This window comes from Synechococcus sp. H70.2, from assembly GCF_047462275.1.
Taxonomy (GTDB): Bacteria; Cyanobacteriota; Cyanobacteriia; order Thermostichales; family Thermostichaceae; genus Thermostichus.
Genome location: NZ_JANSIU010000004.1, coordinates 124,362 through 150,795, shown reverse-complemented (window position 1 = coordinate 150,795; position 26,434 = coordinate 124,362). Strand labels below are relative to the sequence as shown.

The 26,434-nt window shown below is 55.4% G+C and carries 22 protein-coding genes; 13 read left to right on the top strand and 9 right to left on the bottom strand.

Going from position 1 to position 26,434, the window contains the following annotated elements; translation table 11 throughout:
* Positions 1–45: 45 nt before the first annotated feature.
* Together NW822_RS05715 and NW822_RS05710 are read right to left on the bottom strand one after the other, a co-directional pair.
* Positions 46–1,317 carry a DUF4912 domain-containing protein gene (locus NW822_RS05715; RefSeq protein WP_414362463.1) on the bottom strand — a complete coding sequence of 424 codons (1,272 nt, stop codon included), beginning with the start codon at positions 1,315–1,317 and terminating at the stop codon, positions 46–48.
* A 260-nt stretch (positions 1,318–1,577) separates the two neighbouring features.
* Positions 1,578–1,796, bottom strand: coding sequence for a hypothetical protein (locus NW822_RS05710; protein ID WP_414403805.1), 219 nt, complete (start codon positions 1,794–1,796; stop codon positions 1,578–1,580).
* Positions 1,797–1,826: 30 nt separating this feature from the next.
* On the opposite strand from NW822_RS05710, the gene NW822_RS05705 reads away from it, so the two are divergent.
* From NW822_RS05705 to NW822_RS05695, 3 genes are all read left to right on the top strand, one after another.
* A complete protein-coding gene (locus NW822_RS05705) occupies positions 1,827–2,528 on the top strand; it encodes a hypothetical protein (RefSeq protein ID WP_414403804.1) in 702 nt (233 codons plus the stop codon).
* An 84-nt stretch (positions 2,529–2,612) separates the two neighbouring features.
* Positions 2,613–3,731, top strand: coding sequence for a glycosyltransferase family 9 protein (locus NW822_RS05700; protein ID WP_414362466.1), 1,119 nt, complete (start codon positions 2,613–2,615; stop codon positions 3,729–3,731).
* 198 nt (positions 3,732–3,929) lie between these two features.
* A complete protein-coding gene (locus NW822_RS05695) occupies positions 3,930–4,829 on the top strand; it encodes a DMT family transporter (RefSeq protein ID WP_414362467.1) in 900 nt (299 codons plus the stop codon).
* A 6-nt stretch (positions 4,830–4,835) separates the two neighbouring features.
* On the opposite strand, the gene NW822_RS05690 is transcribed toward NW822_RS05695, so the two are convergent.
* On the bottom strand, positions 4,836–5,957 hold the full coding sequence (locus tag NW822_RS05690) for an iron-containing alcohol dehydrogenase family protein (protein ID WP_414403803.1): 1,122 nt from the start codon (positions 5,955–5,957) through the stop codon (positions 4,836–4,838).
* A 197-nt stretch (positions 5,958–6,154) separates the two neighbouring features.
* Between NW822_RS05690 and pilM the strand changes: the two genes are divergently transcribed.
* The 4 genes from pilM (at position 6,155) to NW822_RS05670 (ending at position 11,144) form a co-directional block, all read left to right on the top strand.
* Positions 6,155–7,312, top strand: a complete 1,158-nt coding sequence (gene pilM, locus NW822_RS05685; protein WP_414403802.1) for a type IV pilus biogenesis protein PilM — start codon at positions 6,155–6,157, stop codon at positions 7,310–7,312.
* Positions 7,313–7,360: 48 nt separating this feature from the next.
* Positions 7,361–8,062 carry a PilN domain-containing protein gene (locus NW822_RS05680; RefSeq protein WP_414362469.1) on the top strand — a complete coding sequence of 234 codons (702 nt, stop codon included), beginning with the start codon at positions 7,361–7,363 and terminating at the stop codon, positions 8,060–8,062.
* Positions 8,062–8,784: a hypothetical protein gene (locus NW822_RS05675; protein WP_414403801.1), complete on the top strand. Its 723-nt coding sequence runs from the start codon at positions 8,062–8,064 to the stop codon at positions 8,782–8,784. The genes NW822_RS05680 and NW822_RS05675 overlap by 1 nt, the downstream gene beginning before the upstream one ends.
* 266 nt (positions 8,785–9,050) lie before the next feature.
* Complete coding sequence (locus NW822_RS05670) at positions 9,051–11,144, top strand: AMIN domain-containing protein (RefSeq protein ID WP_414403800.1); 2,094 nt, start codon at positions 9,051–9,053, stop codon at positions 11,142–11,144.
* A 110-nt stretch (positions 11,145–11,254) separates the two neighbouring features.
* On the opposite strand, the gene NW822_RS05665 is transcribed toward NW822_RS05670, so the two are convergent.
* Positions 11,255–11,830, bottom strand: coding sequence for a DUF2854 domain-containing protein (locus tag NW822_RS05665; protein ID WP_414403799.1), 576 nt, complete (start codon positions 11,828–11,830; stop codon positions 11,255–11,257).
* 126 nt (positions 11,831–11,956) lie between these two features.
* Between NW822_RS05665 and NW822_RS05660 the strand changes: the two genes are divergently transcribed.
* Positions 11,957–13,492 carry an aminotransferase class I/II-fold pyridoxal phosphate-dependent enzyme gene (locus NW822_RS05660; protein WP_414403798.1) on the top strand — a complete coding sequence of 512 codons (1,536 nt, stop codon included), beginning with the start codon at positions 11,957–11,959 and terminating at the stop codon, positions 13,490–13,492.
* A gap of 4 nt (positions 13,493–13,496) precedes the next feature.
* On the opposite strand, the gene NW822_RS05655 is transcribed toward NW822_RS05660, so the two are convergent.
* Positions 13,497–14,960: a hemolysin family protein gene (locus NW822_RS05655; RefSeq protein ID WP_414403797.1), complete on the bottom strand. Its 1,464-nt coding sequence runs from the start codon at positions 14,958–14,960 to the stop codon at positions 13,497–13,499.
* 137 nt (positions 14,961–15,097) lie between these two features.
* Here NW822_RS05655 and NW822_RS05650 point away from each other — a divergent pair, with 137 nt between their 5' ends.
* Entirely contained in the window at positions 15,098–16,018 is a 921-nt protein-coding gene (locus NW822_RS05650) for a branched-chain amino acid transaminase (protein ID WP_414362475.1), read from the top strand.
* A gap of 77 nt (positions 16,019–16,095) precedes the next feature.
* Positions 16,096–16,614 carry a phosphoribosyltransferase gene (locus NW822_RS05645; protein WP_414362476.1) on the top strand — a complete coding sequence of 173 codons (519 nt, stop codon included), beginning with the start codon at positions 16,096–16,098 and terminating at the stop codon, positions 16,612–16,614.
* Positions 16,615–16,622: 8 nt separating this feature from the next.
* On the opposite strand, the gene NW822_RS05640 is transcribed toward NW822_RS05645, so the two are convergent.
* Both NW822_RS05640 and NW822_RS05635 read right to left on the bottom strand, forming a co-directional pair.
* A complete protein-coding gene (locus NW822_RS05640; protein ID WP_414403796.1) occupies positions 16,623–17,954 on the bottom strand; it encodes a hypothetical protein in 1,332 nt (443 codons plus the stop codon).
* 51 nt (positions 17,955–18,005) lie between these two features.
* On the bottom strand, positions 18,006–20,951 hold the full coding sequence (locus NW822_RS05635; protein ID WP_414403795.1) for a methyltransferase domain-containing protein: 2,946 nt from the start codon (positions 20,949–20,951) through the stop codon (positions 18,006–18,008).
* A gap of 678 nt (positions 20,952–21,629) precedes the next feature.
* Here NW822_RS05635 and NW822_RS05630 point away from each other — a divergent pair.
* The 3 genes from NW822_RS05630 to NW822_RS05620 all read left to right on the top strand — a co-directional run bounded on the left by NW822_RS05630 (position 21,630) and on the right by NW822_RS05620 (position 25,332).
* On the top strand, positions 21,630–22,289 hold the full coding sequence (locus tag NW822_RS05630; protein WP_414403794.1) for a type IV pilin protein: 660 nt from the start codon (positions 21,630–21,632) through the stop codon (positions 22,287–22,289).
* Between the two features lie 705 nt (positions 22,290–22,994).
* Entirely contained in the window at positions 22,995–23,192 is a 198-nt protein-coding gene (locus NW822_RS05625; protein ID WP_414366398.1) for a hypothetical protein, read from the top strand.
* A 16-nt stretch (positions 23,193–23,208) separates the two neighbouring features.
* A complete protein-coding gene (locus NW822_RS05620; RefSeq protein WP_414403793.1) occupies positions 23,209–25,332 on the top strand; it encodes an FkbM family methyltransferase in 2,124 nt (707 codons plus the stop codon).
* Positions 25,333–25,416: 84 nt separating this feature from the next.
* On the opposite strand, the gene NW822_RS05615 is transcribed toward NW822_RS05620, so the two are convergent.
* On the bottom strand, positions 25,417–26,172 hold the full coding sequence (locus NW822_RS05615) for a Uma2 family endonuclease (RefSeq protein WP_414403792.1): 756 nt from the start codon (positions 26,170–26,172) through the stop codon (positions 25,417–25,419).
* On the bottom strand, positions 26,169–26,396 hold the full coding sequence (locus NW822_RS05610; protein ID WP_414403791.1) for a hypothetical protein: 228 nt from the start codon (positions 26,394–26,396) through the stop codon (positions 26,169–26,171). The genes NW822_RS05615 and NW822_RS05610 overlap by 4 nt, the downstream gene beginning before the upstream one ends.
* Positions 26,397–26,434: the final 38 nt, after the last annotated feature.

Sequence of the window (26,434 nt, the reverse complement as noted above, 5' to 3'; positions counted from 1 at the left end):
AAAGCCCCCCTGGCAGGCGGGGGGAGGAGAGTAGGGGTAGAACCTCTAGGGCAGCAGTTCTTCGAAGGCTTCCTCCTTGGGGTTGGTGCGGCGGGAGAGGGTGCGGCGGTCGAAGGTCATGTGGATCTCCCGGTTTTGCTCGCCGTCGGCAGCCACGGCAAAGATGGGGAAGTCGATGTTGCCATCCGGGAAAGCCATGTGGAAACGGAAGGTGCCATCGGGGTTGAGCTGGATCTTGCGCCCGCCAATGGTAACGGTGGCGTCCGGCTCCGTGGCTCCATAGACAATCAGCTCGGCATCAGCCACCAGCCAGAACTTGCGGGAGCGCCGCGGCAGGACTTCGGAAGCGCCGGAGAACAGCCCCAGGCCCGATCCAGAAGCCATCCAAGGGGCAGCAGGCACCTCTGCCATGCCCATCATGCCCACACCTGAAGGGATAACAAACGAGCTAATGGCCTGCTCGGGCACCAGTTGACGGCTGCCCATTTGGTGGCTGCCAAACAGGGATCCCGCCACCCGCATTGCCTCAAAACCGCCCACCATTTCCAGGAAGGGATCCGCTGTCGCCTCCCGCTGCGGCTCGTCGCCTTTGTAGGCCACCACGCCCATGCCGGCAGCGCTGCGCTTGTAGGGCTCGGTGAGCTGGTAGAGGGTGCGGCCCTGGAGGGGCATATCAAAGGGCACGGTTAGGAAGTGCTCTTCCAACCAGTCAGAGGGGAAGACCGGCGGCACCATCACTGCCGCTGAGCGGGCCAACATCAGCCAGCGACCATCTGCCGTCCGGTAGCCAATCTCCACCAAATAGGAGCGGTCACTCACTGGGATTGGCAAGTACCACTCCCGCGCCAACTCATCGCAGGGGTACTCCTGCATGCTGTGAGCCGGCTGGCGGTCGAAATCAATATCGGTTACATCGTACAGACGCAGCGCCAACTGCTGGCCGCCCTCGCGGCGCTTGCTCTCCTTGGCTTCGTTGGGCACATCCCAGTAGGCGTAGGCCCACTGGGGATCCCGCGGCAGCAGGACAATGCGGCTTTCGCCATAGCCCCCGGGCAGATCCCCCAGCCCCTTGTCCACATCAGCCAGATCCAGCTTGCTGGCTACTTGGCCGACATACTTCGTCCCGGTAACTACCTCTTGGCCACTGGGCTCCGGCATTGCATTCCCGGGGGGACCAGCCTTGGCCTGGGCCTCCCGAATAGCCTGGATAAGCTGGTCTTTGGTCATGCGGCTGTACTTGGGGATCTGATAGCGGGCAGCTTCTTCTCGCAACTGCCGAATGGTCATTTCTTCCAACGGGATCCGCTCTGGTGGCATGGTCAGGGTCTCCTGTTCTCAACAGATTGGGCTTGTGCACACGCTCCACTAGCTAACCCAAAGGCCGATCCCCACTTGTGGCTAAGGGCAACCCCTGGCTCACGGGGGTAACAGCCTGCCTTGTGCTTTCCAACCGCTGATGACCCCAGCTTGGGATCAACGGGGATCAAGGGCATGATGAACCCATGTTCACGTATTTCTGCTTATTGGTCAAGAGCCTGGGGATCGCTGGGGATCAACACCTCGTTTTCCCAGCCCCCCTAAGCCAAGGATCCCGCCGCAGGGGAGAGAAAGCCAAAGGAAGGACTGCGCGGGATCCCCTGCCGAACCGGCAGGGTCTGGCTAGCATGGGGAGGGGTGAGGCGCAGGTCATCAGGCCACAAGGTGTAGGCATGAGGTGCTGGAAGGAGAGACCGCACAGGGCCGGGATCGGGGCAATCTTGGTGACGGTGGTGGCGGGAGGGATTCTTCCCCTCCATGGGACAAAAACAGCTTGGGCACAAACCCCCTTGTTCCCTCCCCTTTACCGCGCCCCTGCTTCAGTCGTCGAGGGACAACCGCTCCCAGCAGAAACGCCCTGGCGGCCAGTTACTCCTGACCAGTTGGAAGTAGAGTCGGTAGTTTCTAGCGAGGAGGCAAGGTCGGAAGGGCCAGTTTTCGATTTGGAGTTGCTGCGCCAGTTCGGCAGCGGGGGCGGTGGCTCGGGTTCTGGCCAGGGTGAAGGGAGCGGGCCCGGCAGCGGCCAGAGCGGGGGGCGCGGCTCCAGCCCTGGCTCGGGGGTGGGCACAGGCCAAGGGCCAGGGGGGGGAGCTGGCCTCGAGGCGGGATCCCGGCGGCAAACCCCGCAGATAACAGGGCTGCTCGTGGATGCCCGCGGCCTGGATTTTCTGCCCAGCCAATCGATGCGCCTTCTGGATCCCGACGGCAACCCAGTTTACCCGCCCGCCAATCTTGGCCAGGACCTCAATGTTGCCTTTGTGGGCAGCGAAGGCACCGCCGCCTACGCCACCTCGGAAGAGCAGGCCCGCTTGCTAGTCAACCGCATTGGGGAACGGCCCTACCGCATCCGCGCCATGCGCACGCTAGGCTACGACCTGGTGATCTCCGCCGAAGATGCCTTCAACCTGCGCCAGATGAACGCCGTCGATGGCTTTCTGGATCGCTTTGCTGTGGTAGTCATCTGGGATGGCAGCCAGGCCAGCCGGCCTTGAGTAGCCCTGGGGATGGTAGCTTAACAAAAGGTAAGGTGCTCTGCCCTGCGGACGCAAACAGCTTTTTCTGGGGATCCCAACCCTATGCAGCGCTTTGCCAACCAACCCCTGCGGGAACGGCCCCATCTGGCAGTATTTTCTTCCAGCAAGGTGGGCAACTTTGTGGTCACCGTCCCCCTCCTGCGGGGCCTCAAGGAGAAATACCCCGGCTGTGTGCTGGATTTTTTTGGCAGCGAGATTACCCGCGACTTTGAGCTCCACTGCCCCTACATTGACTTTAGTTTCCCCCTCTACAGCCGCCGCCCCGATTACCTCGAGGCCCTAACAGCAGCAGTACGGGAACGGGTGGCCCAGGCCGGGCCCTACGATCTGGCCATCAATTGCGACGAGTTTAGCGAGCTCAACCTGGTGGCGGTGACGGCCCTGCGCCCCCAGTACATTGCTGGCGCCTGCTTGACCCTGGACTTTCGCCGCAAGTTGGATCCCGGCCCCGACCCGGTGCAGCGCATGCTCCAGGACGACGACTGGAACAGCCTGGAGTTTTTGCAGCGCTACAAAGACATCCTCACCAGCAACTACATTGCCGAGATCTTCTGCCGCCTGGCTTATGTGGAAACAGATTTTTTCCGCCTAGAGCTGCCCAGCCGGGATCCCGACTTTCCAGTGCCGGAAGTTCTGGTGCACATCACCACCACCCGCCGTGCCAAGATGTGGCCGCTCGAGTACTGGCGCCAAGTGATCCAGTGGTGCCAGGGCCAGGGCCTGCAGGTGGGGCTAATTGGCAGTGCCCCCGAGCTGCAGCGATCCCTCTACCACGGTGACGGCGAAGAGCAACTGATGGCTGAAACAGGGATGATTGACCTGCGGGGCAAAACCAGCCTCCTCGAGCTGGCCGGAGCCCTGAAGCGGGCGCGGGTCTGTATCTCTGTGGATGCGGGGCCGATGCATATTGCAGCGGCCGTGGGCTGCCCCACCATTGCTCTGTTTGGCAACGATGCCGATGGCGATGGAGCTAGCCCGGTGCGGCTGTGGGCGCCTCGCCTGCCCCATGTTTACATTACCCAAACTTCCTATAAATGCCGGGTCTGCGTGGAAAACAAGTTCAAAAACGAAGCCTGCCTGGTGGAAGGCCACCCCTGCATGACCCACCTCCGGCCAGAAACAGTCATTGGCTACCTGCAGGAGATTCTAAAGAAGACCTAGGACTTCCAGCCGGTGGCTCCTCTTGAAGTCTTTTTCCCTGCTGACCAGGGGGGCAGGGAGTGCTCAGGAGCGCAGGTTGGATCCCTGACAGTCCGCTTAGGGTGAGAGTTCAAGGCTGAAAAGTCTGTACTTAAACGTTTGGGTGTGAGCTGTAACGTTGAGAACACGCAAGTGGGCCGGTTTGCGGAGGGGGGCCAAATGAGAGCCTGGCAAGGGGTTGCCCTGAAGCTGCTGGCCACCTTTTGTTTTGCCTGTTTGGGGGCGATCATCCGGCTCAACACGCCCGCCCTGCACCCTTTTGAAATTGTGTTCTTGCGTAACCTATTTGGGTTGCTTGCCCTAGTGCCGCTGCTTTTGCAAGCAGGGATCCACTCTCTGCGCACCGCCAAGATGGGCTTCTACCTCCTGCGCTCGGCAATCAGCACCTTGGGGATGCTGCTTTCCTTCTGGGCAGCCAGCCTGTTGCCTTTGGCGGAAGCAACGGCGCTGAGCTTTGTCCAGCTTTTGTTTGCCAGCCTCATGGCGGTCTGGGTGTTGGGCGAACAGATGCGTCCCTCCCGCTGGCTGGGGTTGGGCCTGGGGTTTGCCGGGGCCTTGGTGATGCTAAGGCCGGGCTTTCGGGAGCTCTCCTTAGGGACAGGACTAGCTTTGGCGGCGGCAGCCCTCTTTGCCTGGGTGACCATCGTGCTCAAGATCCTCGCCCGCACCGAGTCCAGCCTCACGATCACTGCCTACATGGGCCTGTTGCAGACCCCTCTTTCTTTTCTGGCTGCCGTCTGGGTTTGGAGGTGGCCTTCGCCGGAGCAGTGGCTGTGGATGGCAGCTATGGGGCTGCTGGGCAGCCTGGGCCAGGTGGCCCTCACGCAGGCCTACAAGCTGGCCGAGGTGACGATGCTCCTGCCTCTTGATTTTTTTCGCCTCCTCTGGGCTAGCCTGCTCGGGTTCTGGGTCTTTGCCGAGATCCCGGATGGGTGGACTTGGATGGGCGGAGCCTTGGTCTTGGCAGGCGCCACCTCTAGCGCCTACCGGGAAGCTCGGCTGCAGAGGGCCCAAACCCCCGCCTGGACTGGCAAAGTGGGAAAGCGGGAAGATCCCTAGGCCAGCCTAGAGCCGCGGCAGGACGGGACTGGAGCTGGTCAAGTCGGTGGTGGTAAGGGCCACCAGCAGGGCTTCGGGGCTAACAGGGAAGGGCAGGTGGTGGATGCCCGAGCCTGGCTGGCAGGCCACTTGAGCTGCGTGCAGCAGCTCGGCGGATCCCAGGTGGCCCAGGTGGAGATCCCGCAAGTTAAGAGGTAGCCCCACCTGGCGGTAGAACTCCAGCAAATGGGTGCGGGCGGCCACCGCCAACTGGCTTCCCTGCAGGATTTCCTCCAGGCGAAGCTGGGCCAAGATGCCAAAAGCCACTTTCTCGCCGTGCAGGGCGGCCCGGTGGCCCACCAGATGAGTAAGACCGTTGTGGACAGCATGGGCGGCCACGGTGCGACACTTGGCTCCTCCCATGCCGCCGACAATCCCCGCTAGGCAAATGCAGGCGTCCACCACCTGCTTCCAAGCAGTCCCACCTGGCTCCCGCAGGGCTGCCACCGATTGTTGGAGGAGCAAATCCCGTAAGACGCGGGCCTGCTGTACAGCGCCGATGACCAGGGCATCTTCCGAGGCGCCGCTGCTTACAGAGGACTCGTACCACTTGGCCAAGGCATCCCCGATCCCGGCCACCAGGGTGCGTGCCGGCGCTTGCAGAATCAACTCATAGTCCAGGATCAAAGCAGCGGGAGCCTGATCCAGGGCCACATCCCGCTGAAAAGCTCCGGCCTCCGAGTAGATGTTGGACAGGGCGCTCCAGGCGGCACAGGTGGCAGCTGAGGTGGGCACGGTCACCACCGGGATCCCCAACCGATGGGCCACCAGCTTGGCGGTATCCAACGCCTTGCCGCCCCCCACCCCCAAAATGCCGGTTACGGATTCTGCTGTGGCCAGAGCCTGGAGACGAGCCAGCTCCGATTCGGTGCAGTCAACTCCATAGGTGCTCCAGTAAACCTGAACGGCGGGATCCCGCTCCAGATTGCGCTTCAGGGGCAGTTCAGCCACAGCTAGCGATCGCTCCCCCCCGATCACCAACACGCGGGATCCCAGGATCGTCAGGGGGACGGCCTCGAGAATGCCGCGGCCGCGGTACACCCGGCCCGGTGCCGGAATGGCCAGGTCGAATTCCCAAGTGCTCAGCATTCCAAAAAGGGGCGATAAAGTCAGCCTAGTGTCCGTAAATACAGACTACGATTCTAGCCGCAAGTTCTGCCTTTCCCACCCCTGAGTCTCGCCTGCTTAGAACGGGTTGGGATCCCTGGTAGGGGAGGGCCAGCTAGCACAAATCTTTGCCGGCAGTCAACTGCAAACGGTGGTAACCCCCAGACAAATTGGGTAGTATGCGTCCTAGCAGTAGCGCAGAGGGCGGGGTTTCCAGCGTGTTTGGCTTTCTTGGTGGCTCCAGAACCCAAACCTTGCTTGGGGTGGACATCAACGCCGAGCGCATTGCCGTTGCCCAACTGAAAAAACAGGGCAATGGCCGCTATCGTCTAGTTCACTACCACAGCGTGGAAATGCCAGAGGGGGCCATGGTCGAGGGGCGCATCCTCGATCCAGACACGGTTGGCCTGACCCTGGCCAACTTGCTCAACGAATACAAGGTGCCCACCAACTTGCCGGTGGCGACCGCGGTGCCGGCACGAGAGGCCGTTGTCCGCCTCCTTCGCCTGCCTGCTGACCTGCCTGCTGATGAGCTACGGCGGGTGGTCCTAGAACAGGAGGCGGAGCTCTACATCCCCTACCCCCGGGATCAGGCGGATGTGGACTACCAACCCTTGGGCCTCGACCTTTCCCAGGATGGCCTTGAGCGCATTGAGGTGCTGCTGGTGGCTATCCCCAAGGAGGTGGTGGACAACTACCTGGCTGTGCTGCAAGCAGCCAACCTGAAGGCGCGCTGTGTGGAGCTGGCTAGCTTCTCCCTCATTCGCACCATCCGCGACCAGCTCCTCCAGTACGGCCCCCAAGAGGCGGTGTTGCTTAGCTCCATCGGCTACGAGAGCAGCGAGATCAGCATCTTGGTCAACGGCATCCCGCAATTTACCCGCACCGTCAACATCGGCACCATCCACATGCGCCAGGTGCTGGCCCAGGCCCTGAATTTGCCGGTTAGCCGCACTGGCGACCTGTTGCGAACTCTAAGGTTACCCTTGATCAACCCCGCCGATGTTTTGGCCACGGGAGAGCAACCGGTTCCCAGCAACCCCGGTGTGGCAGCGGTGGCCCGTGTCGTCTCCGATTTGGCCGATGAACTAAAGCGCTCGATTGACTTTTTCACGAGCACGGAAAGCAGCTTTCCTGTGGTGAAAGTATTGCTGGCCGGGCCAGGAGCCAGCATTGGCCAAATGGATGGCTTCTTATCCCAGTTGTTGAGCGTGGCGGTGGAGTTGGTGGATCCCTTTGGCAGCATCCTCATACCAGATTCAACCGAGGTGCCCCTGGAGGAGCGACCAGCAATGGGGGTGGCTCTGGGGCTAGCCATGCGGGAAGCCGGCAAGTAACGACAGGGATCCCTTGGAGACACTGTCCACCAATGAGTGAGGCGAGTGATGTACACACCGGAAATTAACTTTCTCAAGGAAAGGCCGGAAGTTCCTACCACCGTTCAGCCAGGGGCGGTAGCTGCCCCAACAGCTGCTGCCGGAGCGGAGAGCTGGGCTTTGGCCATTGGCCTGGGGATTGCCGTAGCTGCCGTGGCCATGGGGGGTTTTTTGTACTTCCAGACCCTCTTCTCCCGCCAGAGAGATGTCCTTAGGGCAGAGCGAAGCCGCCTCGAAGGAGAACTCAGCACAGCCAATGCCGAGTTGACCCGGCTCCAGGGCCTCAGCCAAGAATTACAAACCATTCGCACCCAGACAGAAGGGTTTCGCTCTTTTCTGGGATCCGTCCAGCCTTGGTCGGCCATTCTAGAAGAAGTGCGGCGCAGGATCCCTGGGCAAGGGGTATGGATAACCAACATCAGCGCCTCTGGCGATACTGTGAACATCCAAGGCGGGGCGCTGGATTTTCCCTTGGTGAACGACTTTTTGCTTACTCTGCTGGATTCCAACTTCGTAACCAGCGCCGTTATCAACAGTGCCTCTCGAGTGGAGGGCACCCCTGAAACTGAACCCAGCGTCACCTACGGCCTAACGGTTACTATTCGAACCATAGGGGATCCCGACCCAGAGTTTACCCGCGAGCTGGAGCAGCGGGGAGCAATAGGCTTGGTGGAAAAGATCCGCATTTTGCGTCAAGTGGAGGGGAACTGATGACCGGCTCGCTGGACAGTTTTCACGATGACCAACTAATGGCACCTCCGGCGGGGCCGCCGGTACTGCTGGGTGTCGAGCTGACCCCTATTCGCATTGGCCTGTTGATCGGGATCCTGGGCCTGGGTACAGCAGGCGTTTTGGCCTTCACCCAACTCCGTCCTCTAATTAGAGAGGTGCAGGCCTTGGAAAGAGAGGTAGCCCAAAAAACCAGCCAGTTGCAGGAGGTACAGGGCCAGATTGCCAGCCTACAGGATCTGCCCAACCAAATCGAGAGGGCTCGTGTGCAGCAAGAGCAGATCAGCTCCTTGCTCGCCGCCCCCGAGAATGCCGACACGCAACTGATCGATCTCAGCCGCCTGGTGCGAGGACAGCCCAACAGCGAGTTGCGCAGTTTTGCCCCTTCTCCCCTCACCCCTGCTTCTTCGGATAACCCCGAAGTGCCCGCGATCATTGCTCCGGCTATCCAGGTGCAGACCACCCGCGTCACGGTGCGGGGCCCCTACACGGACATCATTAGTCTTATGAGGGATATAGAGCGCCTACGCACCTTGTTTCGGGTGAGCAACATTAGCCTAAATCCCGTTCAAGACACAGGGGAGCTGGACGCCGCTTTTGATTTGATTGCCTATTACTACGACAAAGACATTCCCTTGGGCACTGCTCCTGCCCCTGAAGGACAAACCCCCCCTGCGGAAGGACAGCCAACACCCAGCCAATAGCCCAGCAGGGCAAGAGCAGCCCATGCTGTGGTTGGGCGCTGCTGCTGTGGGGATCCTGCTGAAATTTGAGGGGATAGGTAGGGAGCGCGAACCCTCGCTAGGAAAGCACAGATAGTGGCGCCGTATCGAAGATTCAGGAAAAATTTGCCTTGGGGCCCCTACAGGTAGTGGCAAAGGGCGAGATTTCGGCTTTGATTAGGGAAGCACTGGGTAACCCGTGTGCAGTGAAGCAAGAACGCGCTTGGCTAACGGAGTGAGGTGTGAGGATGATGAAGCGTCGAGTTGCCTGGGGATGGGCACTGAGCCTGTTCCTTTCTCTGCCCCTGTTGGCTGTAGAAAGTCAGCTTGAGGAAGCTGTCGCCCAACGGTTGACCTCCGTAAAACCCCAAAGCCTCAGCCGCATCACCAATATCCGCCTAGTGCCCCACGGCAACCGCATGAAGCTGGAGATCACCACTGCAGGGGGCGCCCGTCCCCAGGTGTTCTTTACCCGACAGGGCCGGTCTTGGATTGGAGATATCACCAATGCCCAACTGGATGGCGGTCAAGGCCGCTATCGTCAGGAGTCTCCCTTGCCGGGAGTGCGCTTCATCGAAGCCAAGCAACTGGGCAGTGACAGCGTGCGGATAGAAATTGCCGGTGTTGCGGCAGCTCCCCAGGGCTTGCTGGCCCAGCGCAGCCCAACACAGCTGGTCTTCGAGTTTGAGGGCTTGCCCTCTGCTCCACCGGCTCCTGTAGCGGCAGCGCCCAGCCAAGTAGCGCCCAATCAACCGGCCTCCCCAACCCGACCTCAGCCTGTGGCCCCACCGCCGGCTCCTGCTTCCCCTCCAGCTGTTCAAAACCCTCCTTCTCCCCAGGGAACAGCCCCTACTCCTCAGCCGCTTGTTCAAACTCCTCCCCCTTCCCCGCCAGCTCAGCCAGCTTCTCCTGGGCCGGTCATTTCTCAGGTGCCCCCCGTAGGGCAGCTTAACCAACCCCAACTGCCGCCGGGAAGTTTGCCTGCTGAGTCTCCTTTCCAAGGAAGAGCTGTGGCTCCTCCGGCTGGAGATATTGCTGTCGGCACGATTCTACCCGATCCCCCTCCGGTTGACCTGGGAACCAACGCCAAGATTAGCCTGACCTTGAAGGATGCTCCCGTGGGCGATGTGCTGAGTTTGTTGGTGCGACGGGCAGGTTTGAATGTGGTGCTCAACGACGTTCCACCCGAGCTGACTATCTCTTTAGACGTGCAGGACTCGCCCCTGCAAGAGACGTTTAACTTTATCCTGCGGCTAAAACAGCTACAGGCACAGCGACGGGGCCAAACTGTCTTTATTGGACAAAACCTGCCAGGGGTGAGCCGGATCCTGGTGCGCAACTACCGCCTGAACCAAGCCGTTGCCGCAAATATAGTTCCTCGTCTCGAAGCTGTTTTAAATGCCGTAGCTCCAGGCGCCCAATTTGATGTGGACGAGCGCACCAACTCCATTACCGTGATCGGCACCGAGCGACAGCAGGACATCGCCGCTGCCCAAATTGCTCAACTGGATGTGCGCCGGCGGCAGGTTTTGATTTCCGTAAGAGCGGTCGATATCCGTCTGAACAACAACGAGAGCTTATCGGTTAACTTGGGTGGAGCCTCTGGTAACTTTGCTGTTGGAACCTTGGGAGGGGCAAGCTTCGGTGGCGAGCCACTGAACCAGCCTCAGGGATCCTCAGTAGAATCCATTGGCCCCACTGGGCCCTCTGGCTCTATTACAGGTATCTTCAATACCCTCAACCGCCTGCAACAATCCTTGGCTTTGCGAGTTCAAGCAGCCATTCAGAACGGAACCGGCAAAATTTTAACCGATCCCAAAGTGGTGGTGGCAGATGGCGGCTCTAGCCGGATTAGCATTGCCACCAGCGTGCCTGTAAACGTCGAAACCATTACCATACCCCAAGGAGAAAACCAGCCACCAGTTGTTACCCAGCGTTTGCAAAGAGAGGAGGCTGGAGTTATCTTGAACGTTTCGGATGTCAGGATAGACGATAATGGATTTGTTACCTTAACTATTCGGCCTGAGATTTCCATCCCCATACCCATCCAAGTGCTGGAAGGTGGAGACTTTGCAGGGATCCAGCTTTTTAACATTGATAGGAGACAGTTAGAAGCCTCTCAACTGAGACTAAGAGACGGACAGACTTTTATTATCGCCGGCCTAATCCAAGACAGAGATACTGTCGATGTTCGTAAGGTTCCTCTGCTAGGGGACTTGCCTCTTCTAGGTGCTTTGTTTCGCTCCCAGACTGTGAATAATGAGCGCAATGAAGTAGTTTTTATGCTGACGCCCTATATCATGGACGACAACGTAGCCTTTGGTCTGCCTTCTAATCTATAAGACAGTAGGGAGTCGATATGCTAAGCCGTTAAGTTTCCGAATTCTCGACCAACCTAATCATTAGTAACCGTCGCATCATAGCATTATAAAAAAGAGGGATCCAAGCCCCCTCACCCTGTCCCGGTGGCCTGGGATTCGGGACAGGCGATGAGCGCCAGCTCCACCTGATGTTCTTGGGGTTGCTGCAGTTGCACCTCCACGTCGCGGCCAAAGAAGCCCTGCATTTTTTTCTGGTAGCTCTCCTGCCATTGCTGGAAGGGAACGGCTGGCGAATCGAAGAGGAGTACCAAGGTGTAGCGGCCATCCCGCAATTCTTCTCTGTAGCCTCTAATTTTGGGTAGGTCTGCTTCCAGAGGGCCGCGCAGGCCGAGGAACTCCAGGGCCTCTTCCAGGTGGGCGTTGGCCCCATAGCTGTATTTAGTGATGTCGGCGCGAATTTGTTTTTGAATTTCCGTGGCCTGCTGAGCACGGGCTTGGAGCACTTCTGGCGAGGGGGGCGTCAGGGCAGGCACTGGCTTGAGCTCCACCACCTTCAGGGTTATCCCCCCCAGCAGCAGAGGGATCCCGGCAAACAGGCCGATGAGGTTCAGGGTGGGATCGCTGTACTGGGCAAAGCCCCAAGCTGTGGCGGCAACGCCCGCCAGCAACACCAGGGTGCTCAGGGGGAGGGGCAGCTTTTCAAACATACAAGCAGGAAGGGCAACCTGAACCCAGGCTAGCAGGAAAGACGCTCCCTGAGGTGACCTTGGGGGTGGACTCGGCTCCGCTGGGGGTGGATAATGGCTGGACGCTGGTGTGTTGGGGAGTGGCCCATGGTTTTGTCGCATCTGTCCAAAGCGTCCCGTCGTCTGCGCCTGCTGGATCGCAAAGCTCAAGAGCGGGCCCCTCTTTTTGAGGCCATCCGCCACTACTGCAGCTTGGACAAGGCTCCCTTTCACACACCAGGCCACAAGCAGGGACGCGGGATCGCCACCGACCTGCGGGAGTTTTTGGGAGAAAACGTCTTCCGGGCGGATCTCACCGAGTTGCCGGAGGTGGACAACCTCCACGATCCCGACGGCGTGATCCGGGAAGCCCAAGAGCTAGCTGCAGCTGCCTACGGAGCGGATCGCAGTTGGTTTCTGGTGAATGGCTCCACCTGTGGCGTAGAAACCCTGGTGATGGCCGTGTGCGACCCAGGGGACAAGATCCTGCTGCCGCGCAACTGCCACAAGTCGGCCATTGCCGGCGTGATCCTCTCCGGGGCGGTGCCTGTCTACGTTGAGCCGGATTTTGACTCAGAGCTGGGCATTGCCCACGGCATCACTCCTGCCGGCCTGGAGCGGGCCCTAGCCGAGCACCCCGACGCCAAGGGCGTGTTGGTGGTCAGCCCCACCTACTACGGGGTTTGCTGCGACCTAGAAGCCTTGGCGGCCATCGCCCACAGCCACGGCCTGCCCCTCTTGGTGGACGAGGCCCACGGGCCCCACTTTGGCTTTCACCCAGAACTGCCCATCTCCGCCTTGGAAGCCGGTGCCGATCTGGTGGTGCAGTCCACCCACAAGGTGATCTCCGGCATGACGCAGGCCTCGATGCTCCACCTCAAGGGATCCCGCATCGATCCCAACCGGGTGCGTAACATCTTGCAACTGCTGCAATCGACTAGCCCCAGCTACGTGCTGATGATGTCGCTGGACGTGGCGCGGCGGCAGATGGCCCTAGAAGGCGAGAAACTGCTGGGCCAAGCCCTGGCTTTAGCCGATCAAGCCCGCGCCCGCCTCAACCGCATCCCAGGGCTGTACTGTTTTGGTCCGGAGCGCATCGGCTCTACACCTGGCTTCTTCGATCTGGATCGCACCCGCTTGACAGTGACGGTGTCGGGGCTGGGCCTTTTTGGCTTCGACGCCCATGACTGGGTTAACGATCACTTCCACGTACAGCCGGAGATGTCCACCCTGCACAACGTGGTCTTTATTGTGAGCCTCGGCAACACCCAGCGAGACATCGACCGGCTGGTGGAGAGCTTTGCCGCCTTGTCAAAGTATGCCCAGGGATCCCAACCCTCCCCAGCCATGGCCGAGAAACTGCGGCGCCTCGCTCAGTTAAAACGCCCTCCCCTGCCGCCCCAACGGCTCTCGCCGCGGCAGGCCTTCTTTGCCCCCATCAAGCGGATCCCTTTCCAGGAGGCCGTAGGCCACATCTGTGCTGAGATCATCTCCCCCTACCCTCCTGGGATCCCAATCCTGGTGCCCGGCGAAGAAGTGACGCAGGAAGCGGTAGACTATCTGCTGCTAGTGCACGAGGCAGGTGGCTTTATCAACGGCCCTGAAGATGTGCGGCTGCAGACCCTCAAGGTCGTCAAAACCTAGCTCCTCAAGAGCCAGGCTTGGTCGTCTGGGCGGGGGGGAGCACTGGCAGCGGGTTGGGAGAGCTGCGGGGGTGGCGGACAACCTTCACCCGGTCCACCCGGGGTCCCTCCATGCGCACTACTTGGAACTCTATGCCTTGGTAGGTAAACTTTTCCCCTACGCGCGGGATCTTCTGTAAGTGATAAATCAAAAAACCTCCCAGCGTTTGGTAGTCCTCATGTAAGGGGAGGTTAAGGTGGCAACGCTCGTTGACCTCTTCGATGTCCAACTGGGCCTGGACAAGGAGAGTGTTTTCGTCCAGCTCCTCGATATCCGGCTCCTTCGTTTTGGGATCCGGGCCATCGGAGAGCTTGCCGACAATCTCCTCCACCAAATCTTGAATGGTAATCAGGCCTGCTGTACCGCCAAACTCGTCCACCACCACCACCATTGGCCAGTGGTGCTGCTGCATCTCCGGCAAGAGCTCGGCAATTAGCTTGTTTTCCGGCTCAAAGTGAACCTCCCGAATAAAGGGAGTGATCGGGCTGTGCAAGTCTAGGGATCCCTTGGCCAGCTCGCCAATGAGCTCCTTGACGTGAATGAGACCGCGGATGTCATCCAAAGACTCGCCGTAGACCGGGTAGCGGGAGTGCCCCGATTCGGCCACCTCGGCCAGCACCTCCTGGACCGTGGCGGTTTCCGGTACCGCGTCGATGCTAGTGCGCGGGATCATCACCTCGCTAGCCACCGTCTCGCCGAACTCGAAGACATTGCTCAACAGCTCCCGCTCCTCCGCCTCGATGTTGCCCGACTCCACTGACGAGGCAATCAGCAGTTGCAGCTCCTCCACCGTCATGGTGCTGTAAAAAGAAGTAGCCTCCGGGATGCGGACACCCAGGAGGCGCAGCAAGCAGCGGGAGGAAAACCGCAGGAGCTCCACAAAAGGATGTAAAAAGCGGCTCACCAGCCGGTTGAGCCAGGCTAGTTTCAGGGCAATTGGCTCCGAATAGAGAATGGCTAGAGTCTTGGGAATCAGCTCCCCCACCACAATCTGCAAGTAGGTGAGGAGCGAAAACACCACCACCCCCGCCCCCCCTTGGACAAGGGCAGGATCCATACCCTGAAACCAGGGCAGCTGCCTCAAAGCCAAAAACAGCGTTGGCGCAACCTGGGTGGCCCCGATCCAGCCCAACAACACACTGGCTAGGGTAATGCCCAACTGGGTGGTGGAGAGGGCGTACTCCAACTGCTCCTGGGCTTTTTGCACAATTGCCGCCTGGCGGTTCCCCTCACTAGCCAACTGCACCATGCGGGAGCGCCGCGCCGACACCAAGGAAAACTCCACTGCCACAAAGAAGGCGTTGACGAGGAGAAGGGCGATAACCCAGAGGAGACTGAGAGACGCCTCTCCCCAGGCAGGCTCAGGGCTGGGGGACGAGTCTAAAGGAGGGTCGTCCATCAGGGGAGCAGGAAGACGGATAGACAGCATTCTAGCTTAGAGCGCCTCCGGCCCTTGACTTTCTGGCTCTCTTTGGCTACCCTCCTCGCCCAACAGCGAGCTTCTGCTGCTGCGTCAATCGGCGATAATATTCCTACCCCTTGTTCCTGCTGCAGTAGGTGCCGGCCATGCCCGATTTTCTGCCCTACGCCTACTTTCAGGGCCAGATTGTCCCCTTTGCTGAGGCGAAGATCTCCATTGCCACCCATGCTCTGCACTACGGGACGGCAGCCTTCGGCGGTCTACGCGGGATCCCCGACCCACAAAATCCGGATCAAGTGCTGGTGTTTCGTCTGGATCGCCACTGCCGACGGCTGAGCCAGAGTGCCCGCCTGCTCTGCTTCGATCTGCCCGCCGAGAAGATCGAGCAGGTGATCATCGAGCTGATCCGCAAAAATCGTCCCTCCACCTCTTTCTACATCCGCCCCCTGGTCTACACCTCCGACCTGGGCATCTCGCCGCGGTTGCACAACATCGAGAAAGACTTTTTCGTGTACGGGTTGGAATTGGGAGACTACCTCTCCCCCGAGGGAGTTACCTGCCGCATCAGCTCTTGGGCCCGCCAAGAAGATCGCAGCTTGCCGTTGCGGGGCAAGATCACCGGCGCCTACATCACCTCTTCTCTAGCCAAAACCGAGGCAGTACAGTCCGGCTATGACGAGGCCATTTTGATGAACTCCCAAGGCAAGGTAAGCGAAGCCTCGGGCATGAACATCTTCATTGTGCGCAACGGCGTGCTGATTACCCCCAGCTTTGACCAAGACATCCTGGAAGGGATCACCCGCGACAGTGTCCTCACCATAGCTCGCGACCTGGGGATCCCCACCCAGGAGCGGCCCGTCGACAAATCGGAGCTGTTCATTGCCGACGAAGCCTTCCTGACTGGCACTGCTGCCAAGATTACCCCCATTCGCCAGATTGAGCAGTATGTCCTGCCCCCTTCTCGCCCCATCACCGAGCAGCTGCGGCAGAAGCTGACGGCCATCACCGAAAATCGGGATCCTGCCTATGCCCATTGGGTGAAGGTGATCCCGCTAAAAGAAAGCTAGACCCTCAGCTTGCCATCGGCAGGCTGCCGAAGGGGAGAATTAGAATTGACCAATCCAGACTGCGGGAGAGGGATCCCTTGCACGAGATTTCTATTACCTGGGCCGACTACCACCGCAAAATCGAAGAGCTGGCCGTCAAAGTTTACGAAAGCGGCTGGGAGTTTAACCAAATTGTCTGCATTGCCAAAGGCGGGCTGCGCATCGGCGATACCCTGGCCCGCCTCTTTGACCTCCCCCTAGCCATTCTCGCCGCCTCCTCCTACTCCGGCCCTGGCAATCGCCAACGGGGGCAGCTGATTTTCTCGCGGGATCTGGCCATGACCACTGCCAACCTAGGCAGCCACGTGTTGCTGGTGGACGACTTAGTCGACTCCGGCATGACCCTGAAGCGCTCCGTCCACTGGCTTAAGCACCACTACGGCTTTTACATCGAGGAAATCCGCACTGGCGTACTGTGGTACAAAGCGGCCTCTGTCTACCAGCCCGACTACTACGTGGACTACCTGCCCGATAACCCCTGGATCCACCAGCCCTTTGAGCCCTACGAGCAGATGACGCCCCAGCAGTTGATGGAGTCGCTGCGTTCTTCGGGTTAGCTTGATCCCTATCTCGACGGCAGCTCAAAGCGAGGTAGTCCATCCAAGACAGGCTGGATCCCTGCTGGGATCTGCTCATGAGCAAGAGGATAGTGATAGTTGACCTGGGACAGCAGCCGTTTCCACTGCTCCGAATTGAGAGCTTTGACCAGAGAAATAGACGGCTCTCCCTTTAACTCGTAACCTGACTCGATTAGTTTGAGGGCAACGTTAGTTGCTGCTGTTGCCAGGACTGAGTCTGCCATTCCATAGTCTAGCTCTGCGGATACAATCAGGGCATAATCCTGAGGGCTTGGGCTAAGCAGAATAAACTCCAGTAAGAGCTCCAGACTCGAAATAGTTGCTTCCTGGAAACTAGGATCCCAGTTTGGGAAGAGAACCAGGTTAAGTTGGCTAAGGTAAATTTCTGAAGTAGCAGTATCCAGATGTTCTTCAAGAGGGCTAGTTTGCCCAGAGTTGCACCTCAAACAAGCTCTACTCTGTTGAAACCTAAGGCTTAGGTCAATTCTCTCGTCTTCCGTGGTGAGTAGTGTATGACTAGCCTGTTTTTTGCTGCTGCTAGTTAGGTGTAAGATGGAAATAGGGGTGTAGGGTAGGTAAGGCTCAACAAATAAACTGCGCTTTGGATCCCACCTCGGTAAGCCATAGTGGCAGGTCCAATTGCAGTAAGCTGGCAGAAGTTCTGTTTCCTCCAATAAACCGTCTAGGTAGACGGCAACGTTTAAGGCAAGCTGGTCAGTTAGAACCGAAGGTCTTTTGGCTAAGGCTTGAGCAAGGCGAAGATCCCAGAAGTTCCAATGCGGAGCACTATAAAGTAGTGCGAAAACACCTGCGTTGAGAAGAGGATAAGTGTGCAGATCATCAACATTTAGGTTAGGAAAGTAATGCCTATAGGCTTTGGATAGTTCGATTAAGTGTTCTTTTGATCCATAAAGTAGTCTGTTTCCTCGATCAATCTCTGGTACGATGGCCAGGCCTCTTTTTTTACTTCCCTGAATGAGTAAGTCAATTCCAAACCATTCTTGAACCCAGGCATCTGCATCAAGCCAGATATAAACTTCATAGCCTGGAAAGTACTTAGGAAGGTGCGGTCGAGCCAGAAGCCCCCGCAAGTATAAGGGTGCATTCTCAATACCAGGAAACGTGTATTCCCAGTCCGGCTCAACAACATAGTTTACGTTTTCCAAAACCCAGTTTATTTCTTCAAGTGAGCAGCCTAGGTTAAAGAAGCCTATATCGATTAATTGACCTTGCGGCTTATATCGAATAGAAAGAATCGTTCCTTTAACCAGGTCAAAAAAATGAGAATCAGCGCCAGTGATAATAATTGCTGAGCTCATAGAGAAACACACCTGCAGAAAGCCTAAGCTCGGTTAACTTGCTAAGCTACTCTACTTGATCGCAATTACATTTAGGCTAATGGGCTCGCCTAAAAAAGACATGTCACTGCAATCATTAAATAAGCCAAATTTATCAACCTTACTAATGATCCTGAAACCTGCTTGAGTTAGTAACATAAACAGGTACTCCCAAGAGAAGCCAACTTTATGGTAGTCATATTCATCAGTTTGTCCGCCGAACATCATTCGCATAATCGCAAATCGCTCCTCAGGCGAGACTCCTTCTCTCAAATAAAGACGACAAAGAGTAGGCAGATCAGGAACGCTGATCATCAACTCGCCGCCAAAACGCAAAACTCGATGCCACTCTTTGAGAACAATTGGAAGTTCTCGAATGTAATCAAAGTGCTCTAGGACATGGGAAGCATAGATGGCCTCTACGGAGCCATCGGCAAATTGACTGAGATCCTTAGCATTTCCCACGTAGTCGACGTGCTCCCTTGCCTGAATATCCAGGATCTTCCAATCGGGGTGAGGTTCTTTACCTCCAATGTGAAGGCGGATACGCTGAGCAGGCCTAGGCTCAGCTTGATTCTCTTGCAAAGGCGGAACCGATTCAATTAGCTGATGCTTGTACGCAAGATCAAGGTATACCTTCTCCATAGCTCTGGCTAGGCGCTTTGGGTCCCAAATTATCGATCTGTCATAGGAATCTCGAATGGTTTGCTTAGCTTTTTTCAGGAGTTCTGGATTATTGGCTAGTTGGATCCCACGCTCGATAAACTCTTCAATTGACCAGGTGATGCACTCTTCGAGGCCGATATTTTTCAGCAGACTGAAGCTCATGCGGCCATAGTAGTGCCTACCGACTAAGGTCAGCACCGGTAAGCCCATATACAAGGCTTCCATTGTATGAGTGGCCCCTGTGTAGGGAAATGTGTCTAGCATCAAATCAAATAGCCCTAGCTGACCACGATGTAAACCTGTGTATTCTGTTCTTGCTAGGAAGCGAATTCGATCCTCGACTCCCAGTTCTTTAGCTCTTTTTCGATACATCTCAATCATTGACGGAGCTTCCCCCTTGCCTTTTACAACCAGTACGGCATTGGGAGAATTGAGTAAGATCATCAAATGAGCTTCTACACACTGGTCATTGCGCTTATATGCATGAGCAGCTGTAAAAAGGAGAGTATTTTTAGGGGTAATGTTCAGCGTTTGAGAAAATACTTGATGATCTTGGGGATCTACGGCAAGTTGGCTAACAGCAGCATAAGCAGGCAAGCGAATTAACTCCTCCCGGTAGTCCTCTTTCGCCTCATCCGGGAGTAGATAAGGATCAACAAAGAAATAGTCTAGAGTTGGTAAGCCGGAAGAGTCTCCTCCCAGCCAGCTACACTGAATAGGAGCACAACGATATGCCATAACATAGTTGCTAATTCGATCTGTCAACGAGTCAAGATGTATAAGAATGTCAAGATTGTCGTCTCTTATTGTTCGTACAATCTCCTTTAGGCTTGTGTTTTTGGGAAACTGACGGAAATAAGCCTTGTGGAGGAGAAAACTTTGATAAAGAGGATCTGAGGAGAGAATTTCTTCCGTCGCTAGGCCCATTAAGTAGTAGTAATAGACTTCTATATTCTCAGTATCGTGGGATGCAAGTATTTGATGAGACATTAGGCCTACAGAGTGACTCATAAAGCATATACCCAGGTAGCCAACTCTCAGCTTTCGAGGGCAGGAGCTGCGATGCTGATTTGCTAGGTTTCGGGATCTGCTACTGAAGCTATCCAGATCTAAGTTTTCTCGGTAAGATAGAAGAATAGAATAAAGTATGTCGGCAGAGATCTGAGTTAGCTTTCGTATAGTCTTTCTATCGTCGCTAACATAGTTGATAAAAAAGCAGACTGAAAACATAAAAGCACGAGCGAGACTCTGAACGTTGTCATTTACAGGCTCTTGGTTAACTAGTTTCTCCTTTATAACCTGTAAACTTTCCAGTGGCCACAAGCTCAGGAATCTGTCAATAATAAGCTTTACCTTGTCTGTGAGAGCTGCTTTGGCAAACAAGGCCATTGCGTTCTCTAGAAGATAGATGAAGTTAGCAGATTTCTCTTCTTCCTCTGAGGCAAGTGAAAGTAGTTTTTCTGCCACTACTGAGTACCCCAGACTTTTCGATTCTTCCATCAGCCTATAAATGAGCTCTATCCCGAAGCCGGACAGCCAATCTTTTGATGTGGAGAGTGCTTTATAGGATTCAGCCCTCTCAGGAAGATAAATCTCCGAGAGCAAGGATAGCGCCGCCATAACCGAGCGACGCTGTGGCTGAGGCATTTTCTGGGCAAAGACTTCTAGGAGATCAAAGAAGACCTCTAAGTATCCTTCGTCCAAGAGATGGCGGGCAACATCCAGGAAGGTAATTTCTTCCGATAGGTCGACAATTTCTGGCCCAGAGCTTATACTCTCAGCTACTGCTGACGCATAGGTGAGGATTGCCAACTCATCTTCTCTCTTGATGGCGTCGTAGAGCAAGAGTAGATTATTAGACTTCTGCAACGGATCTAGCTCAAAGATGAGCTCTCTTATTTTTAATGAATGATCGTAAAGGATTTTCGACTGGTGAATAGGTTGCTTGCTAGCCAAGAAGGCTATTTCTCGAGCTGTCTCGAGCATGAGCGAGATCAGCTTTTCTCGACTAAGCAAAGAAATGCCTTCCACTCTCAGTAAAGCGTTGTAAAGAGGATAAACCTTTCTGGGCTCTATGTAAAGAAGTTTACGGATTGCTATTTCTGTGGCTTCTTGTGGTGTTCCCGGGGCATTCTCCCAGTCGGTGCTGAAGTCAGGGTAGATAACTTTTGTTAGCACCTGTCCCCACTGCAGAGGGGAAAGAACATTGGCATAGGTTCTAGCCCAGTCTTGAAAATCCATTTCGGAGCGGGCAAGGGCAGCTCGCCCTCGAGCAGCAACCTCTTCTAAGGTGAAAGATTCAGGAAGTGGCATTGACTCAGGAAGGCACTAGGACAAGTTGGCCTCATTATGCCATAGCCCTGAGCTGAGGCGGTTCAAGGGAGTCGACCACACACGGGGATAGCTTGGTGGCCCCGCACTTGAGTGCGGGGCGGAAAAGCCCGTAAGCAACTTGAGTTGCTATCCCTTCGCGCCAGCGGGTCGGAGGCCTTAGCAAGCACCTACTACGGTGGAAAACCCGACCAGCGCAGAGCGTGGGGGCGTTGCTCAGCAAAGTAAGCAGAACCTTAGCGCTTTGCTCTAGGGAACTGTGTAGGGGCATCTTGACAGCACCTTTATGAGTCCGCGTGTGGACTGTGTAAGAATCCCCCGACTTTAGTCGGGGGAGTGTCAATTGCCCGTAGCGTGGGCCTGTTTCCAGCTCAACCTTCGCACCGTGGGGGGCAGGCTTCCCGGTGGGCAAGACTGTAGCTGCTTGGAAAGGAAGGTGGCTACCTAGTTCCCCTTGGCAGAATCTGTGAGAGGCCAACGAGAAGAGCTCGGCAGCTCCGCCTGCAGGGCCAATAGCCAAGGGCAGGCTGGGCACTCTCGGCAACGTTTACAAAGACTTGTCTGGGGGATGTTATGAACTCGAGCGGGGGTGGGTAGTCTAGTAGTGTCAACAGAAGGCACAAGCGAGCCTTCCTCTAACTCTCAAGGGAGTAACGAATCATGAGTGCAAAACTGCGCCACTCTTTACTTCGCGCAAAGCTCTCTCAGTTCTTGCTTTCTCGCGCCAAGGGCTTCACGCTGATTGAGCTGCTAGTGGTGATTGTAATTGTAGGCGTCTTGAGCGCTATTGCAATTCCCCAGTTCCTGAACCAGATCCGTCGCTCTCGCGTGGCAGAAGCCCAGGCTGCTCTGACCGATGCTTCTCGTGGTGCTGAGGCCTATCGGATGGACTGGAGTCAGTATCCTACGGCATATGAAGTGATTGGCCGTGGCTGCGATAGTGCCTGGTGTGGTCCCACCAGGGATAAGTACCAGAACGATCCTTGGTCTGCTCCCAACTACGGCGCTCCTGCTATGTCAGTGGATACCCCCGCTCAGCGCGGCTTGATCATGGCGGTTCTTGGTAATACAGAGGTTAACCCTGCCTATGTGAACGCTGGTGGCTACCCCATCCTCTGTGAGATCGGCCTTGGGCGGGGTGAGAAGCTGGTAGCTACCGGTGACTACTATGTCGGAAAGTCTTGTAATGTTTTCTCTAACGAAGATTCAGGGGTGACAATACTAGAAGACGAGCTGAAGCTGAAGCCGTTCGGTGACGAAGAGGAAAATTACGATCTGACAGAGAAAACTGCTACGACTTTCCCGCGGCAACAATCCTAGTAACCCTAAGTCAAGGCTAAGTGACTATTTTGCTCCCTGTGACTGGGGAGCTTTTTTTGGTATCTTGGCAATTCTGGAGATCTGTGAGGTGCAAACACAAGCTCAAACCCTACCGCGCAAAGCCGGCGCAGGAACGGGGGTTCTTCCTGGTGGAAGTAGTGACCACTGCAAAAAGGGTTGTCAGGATGTGTCTAATTTCTCACTTAGTCAGGTTTGGAAAGTTTGAGGTCCAAAATAGCTCATCTCACCACTTTATGGTCGTTTCAAACGAGATTGAGACACCTTTGCTGCCGATCCAAGGGCTCGACGCCGCCAGCCCGTTTGCGACAGCGTTGCGTAGCAATAACGATTTAGGGAGATGTTTTATTGCTATTTGAGAAATGGCAGAGCTACCCATGGCTGATCCTAGGTTGAGGGTCAAGGGATCCTTTCTCACTTGGCCTGGCTTCTGTGGCTAATCTATAGAGACCAGCAGAGCTATCTGAGCAGGGAAGAGGGCGAGGGTTGGAGGTACCGAGACCCTAACTAGCCTGAGAGGGCACAATAAAGATAAGACTTCCTCTTCCTGTCTTTGGTCAGAGGGTGCCTAGACGAGCTAGAAAACAGAGGGGACTTCCTTTCCGCGAAGCCAAGACAGCCCTACAGAAGCTGGATCTGGAGCGTATCGCTGTACTGAGGGTAGCAACAGATGGACAAGAGGTGGAGATGTTGACTAGCTTGGAGCTGTGGCTCAAGGACATCAAGGTCATCTATGTGGAGTTTGGCTCGGAGCAAGACCGCAAGCAGATTGACCGGATGCGGGATCCTTCTCACATAATCTGGCGGGGGATCATGTCTCAGGGTAGCCAGGGCTGTCTGTGCTACCTGAGTAGAAGCTACATTCCAGACGGAGCTAATGACTAAAATAGGAGAGTGAGCTATGGAAAACTCTGAAAATACAGCTCTGCAGCCTCGTGTTCTACTGAGTTGGCCAATTTCACCAGACTATGTACCTCCTCCAGTTTTTTCCAGCCAACAAGTGACCTTGTGCCCGAGAGGAGGAGCTAAAGGTTTTGTAGAATTCTCTAGCGTCTGTCAAGATCTCATTAAATGTCCAGAGGAAGAGTATGACATTTACGACTTTATACAAAAATCATCTCGAATTGAGAATAAAAGATTTGACTTACTAATCGTTCGAGCATCTAGTTGTGAGCCAAGCATCCCTATCAATACTAAAAAGCTTAAGTGCCCGACTGTTTTACTTGCAGGAACCACTCATCAGGAGCGTTTTCCAATTAGCTATCTCTTAGCTTACTGTGCAACTGAAGACTTTGACTACATCGTTACTCCTATCAACCGTCATCACTTGCACTGGTTTGCAGCAGCAGGGTTTAGCAATACAGCGTGGCTGCCACTCATACACATGCACACGGTTACTCATGAATGGGTGGAGACCAGAGAAGACAAAGTTGCTTTTTTAGGACATGCGGGTAGTTTTCATCCAAGGCGAGTTCGGCTGCTCAACACTCTAAAGGAGGCCGGCTTGCCTCTAGTAGCAAAGTCTGGAACTAGGGAGGAAGGTGCTCGCTTGTTTGCTCACTCCTTAGTCTCATTTAACTGTAGCTTAAACGGAGACTTTAACCTAAGAAACCTCGAGATTATATCCGCAGGAGGATTTCTGTTGACAGATCGCTTATCGTTTGCTTCTGGTTTTGATGAGTATCTTACTCCAGGCTTGTACTGTGATGTCTATGACTCCGAGTCTGAGCTAGTAGAAAAAGTCAAGTTTTACTTGGAGAACCCAGAGTTAGCGACAGAAATCGCGAGAAGAGCCTACGAGAAGTTCTTTACAGACTGGCACCCAAGGTATCGGGTAGCTGACCTGATGAACTGGGTGTTTAAGGGAGAACTGCCTGAATTTTACGCGGGCAACTCCGATCCTCGATTCTTCATTAGCACTTCTAATAACGATCTTATGGATACACGGCTAGCTATCTATGAATCTGTTCAGGAGCTACACCGGGTAGAAGAGAGACTTAAGATACTGGTTAGTAAGGAGTGTCCAGTAGCAATTGTCTCGGATCTCCTAGATCTGCCTAGGCTAGAAGTCTACGCTGAGGCTGGCTTCCCAGTGTCTGAGCTTCCGAAGACAGATAGAGTTACATCCAGAGTGCATGTTTTTAAGGAGGGACATAACTATTCAAATGGTAATATTTGGGATGTTTTAATTGTCAATTCCAGCAGCGACCTTATTTCTCAACTTCTACCTCACTCTAAGTTTGCCTTTGTTCTTGGAGACCAGAATCAGATAGTATTTTCCAACGCAACGAGATTGGTAAACATTGAAACAATTTATTATAGTTTGTCTAGAGCAGACGGCTCCTCCTGTCGAGTTGAGATACGCTTTTATAAGGAAGGAGAAGACTCAACAAGATATACTTTTGATGAAATATTTAGAAAGCAATCTTACCCGTTTCTAGACTTTGTTGATGATGTATCACTAATAGTTGACGTAGGAGCAAACATTGGTATTGCCAGCACTTACTTTCGAGCATTGTACCCAAATGCCAAGATTGTTTGTTTTGAGCCTGATCCATTGGCCTTCCACTTGCTAAAGCTAAACAGTGTCACAATAGGGAACTGCAATTTGTACCCATTCGGCTTATACAGCGATGACATTGACAAAGTTTTTTACAGTAGTCTCATAACACCTTCCCATAGCTCTGTATACAAAAACCGAGACACTGCTTTTCCAAGAATTGTCCGTTTTGTAAAGGCGAGCTCATTTTTAAAGAGCATTGGCATTGCAAAAATTGATATCCTCAAGATAGACACGGAAGGCTGTGAGACCCAAATACTGAAGGATCTCTTTGAGATGTTAGCTGACGTTAAGATAATATACTTAGAGTTTCATTCAGAGGAAGATAGGCGAATAATCGATCAAATTCTGAGTACCACCCATGTTCTCTGTAGGGGAAATATATTTGACGCACATCGAGGAACGCTTTGCTACTTAAACAAGAAGAACATCCTTCATAATCCATTGATAGAGCCTCTTCGGTAGAAGCAGTTTATTTTCGGTAGGAGCAGTTTATTTAGCCAACCAACGACCAGCCTGGTAAGGCAGACTCTAAACTGCTCCTCTAACTTACTTGTCCATCACTACATCGAGATCCACCCCCAGTTCTCGCAGCTTTTGGGCCAGACGCTCCGCCCGCTGTTCGGCCTGCTCGGCTCGTTGCCGTTCTTGTTCAGCCCTTTGCCGCTCCAGTTCGGCCTCGGTGGGCACCAGCTCTCCAGCAGGCGTGGCCCAGCGAATCCATGTGGTTTCGATGTCCCGAAACCTGCCTTCCCATTTCACCAGGTACAGTCCCAGAACTGCGCTCGGCAGGCGACCTTCTGCATCGACTTCAATCGGCTCATAGCGGTCGCCCCTCAGCCGAAACCCCGCCCAGTCCTCCGGCTCAAACGGGTCAAACCAAAAGTACTCCGGCACCCGGATAATTTGCTCGTAAAGCTGCTTTTTGCTTGTCTTATCATCCTGGGCAGTGCTGGGAGAAAGAAGCTCAATCACCACGTCTGGCCCTTTGCCCTGCTCCCAGATCACCCAGCTTTTGCGCTCGCCCTTGGGCACTCCCAGCACCACAAAATAATCAGGCCCTCGGAAATTGCGGCTGCGGGTCTGCTCCAAGCTGTAGTAGAGGAACATGTTGCCGCTGACAAAGCCATCAGGGCGCTGTTGCAGCCAGGTTTGGGTGACGGAGATGAGCAAGTCCATCTGGCACTTGTGTCGCCAGCTTTCCATAGGTACGCCGTCGTCGTAGGGGAGCTCGTCTTGGGTAGGGGGCCAGTCGGGTAGATCAACCGGATCCGGCACCTCAATAATCGGTTTGGGGTTGGTCATTGCCAGTTCTCCGAGAGGTATTTTGGGCTGGCCAGTTTTCTTTGACAAAGTATCGGGTCCACTCCTAGTTCTCGCAACTTTTGGGCCAGGCGCTCCGCCCGTTGCCGTTCCTGCTCAGCCCGCTGACGCTCGATCTTTTCAGCCTCCTCTGGTGTGAGCACCAGCTCCCCATTGGGGAAAAAGTACCGCAGTTGCTGGCTAGGAATGCCTAGGCGCAGCCCCAACACTTCCCTCTAGCGCCACCTCTGCTCCGATGGCTCAA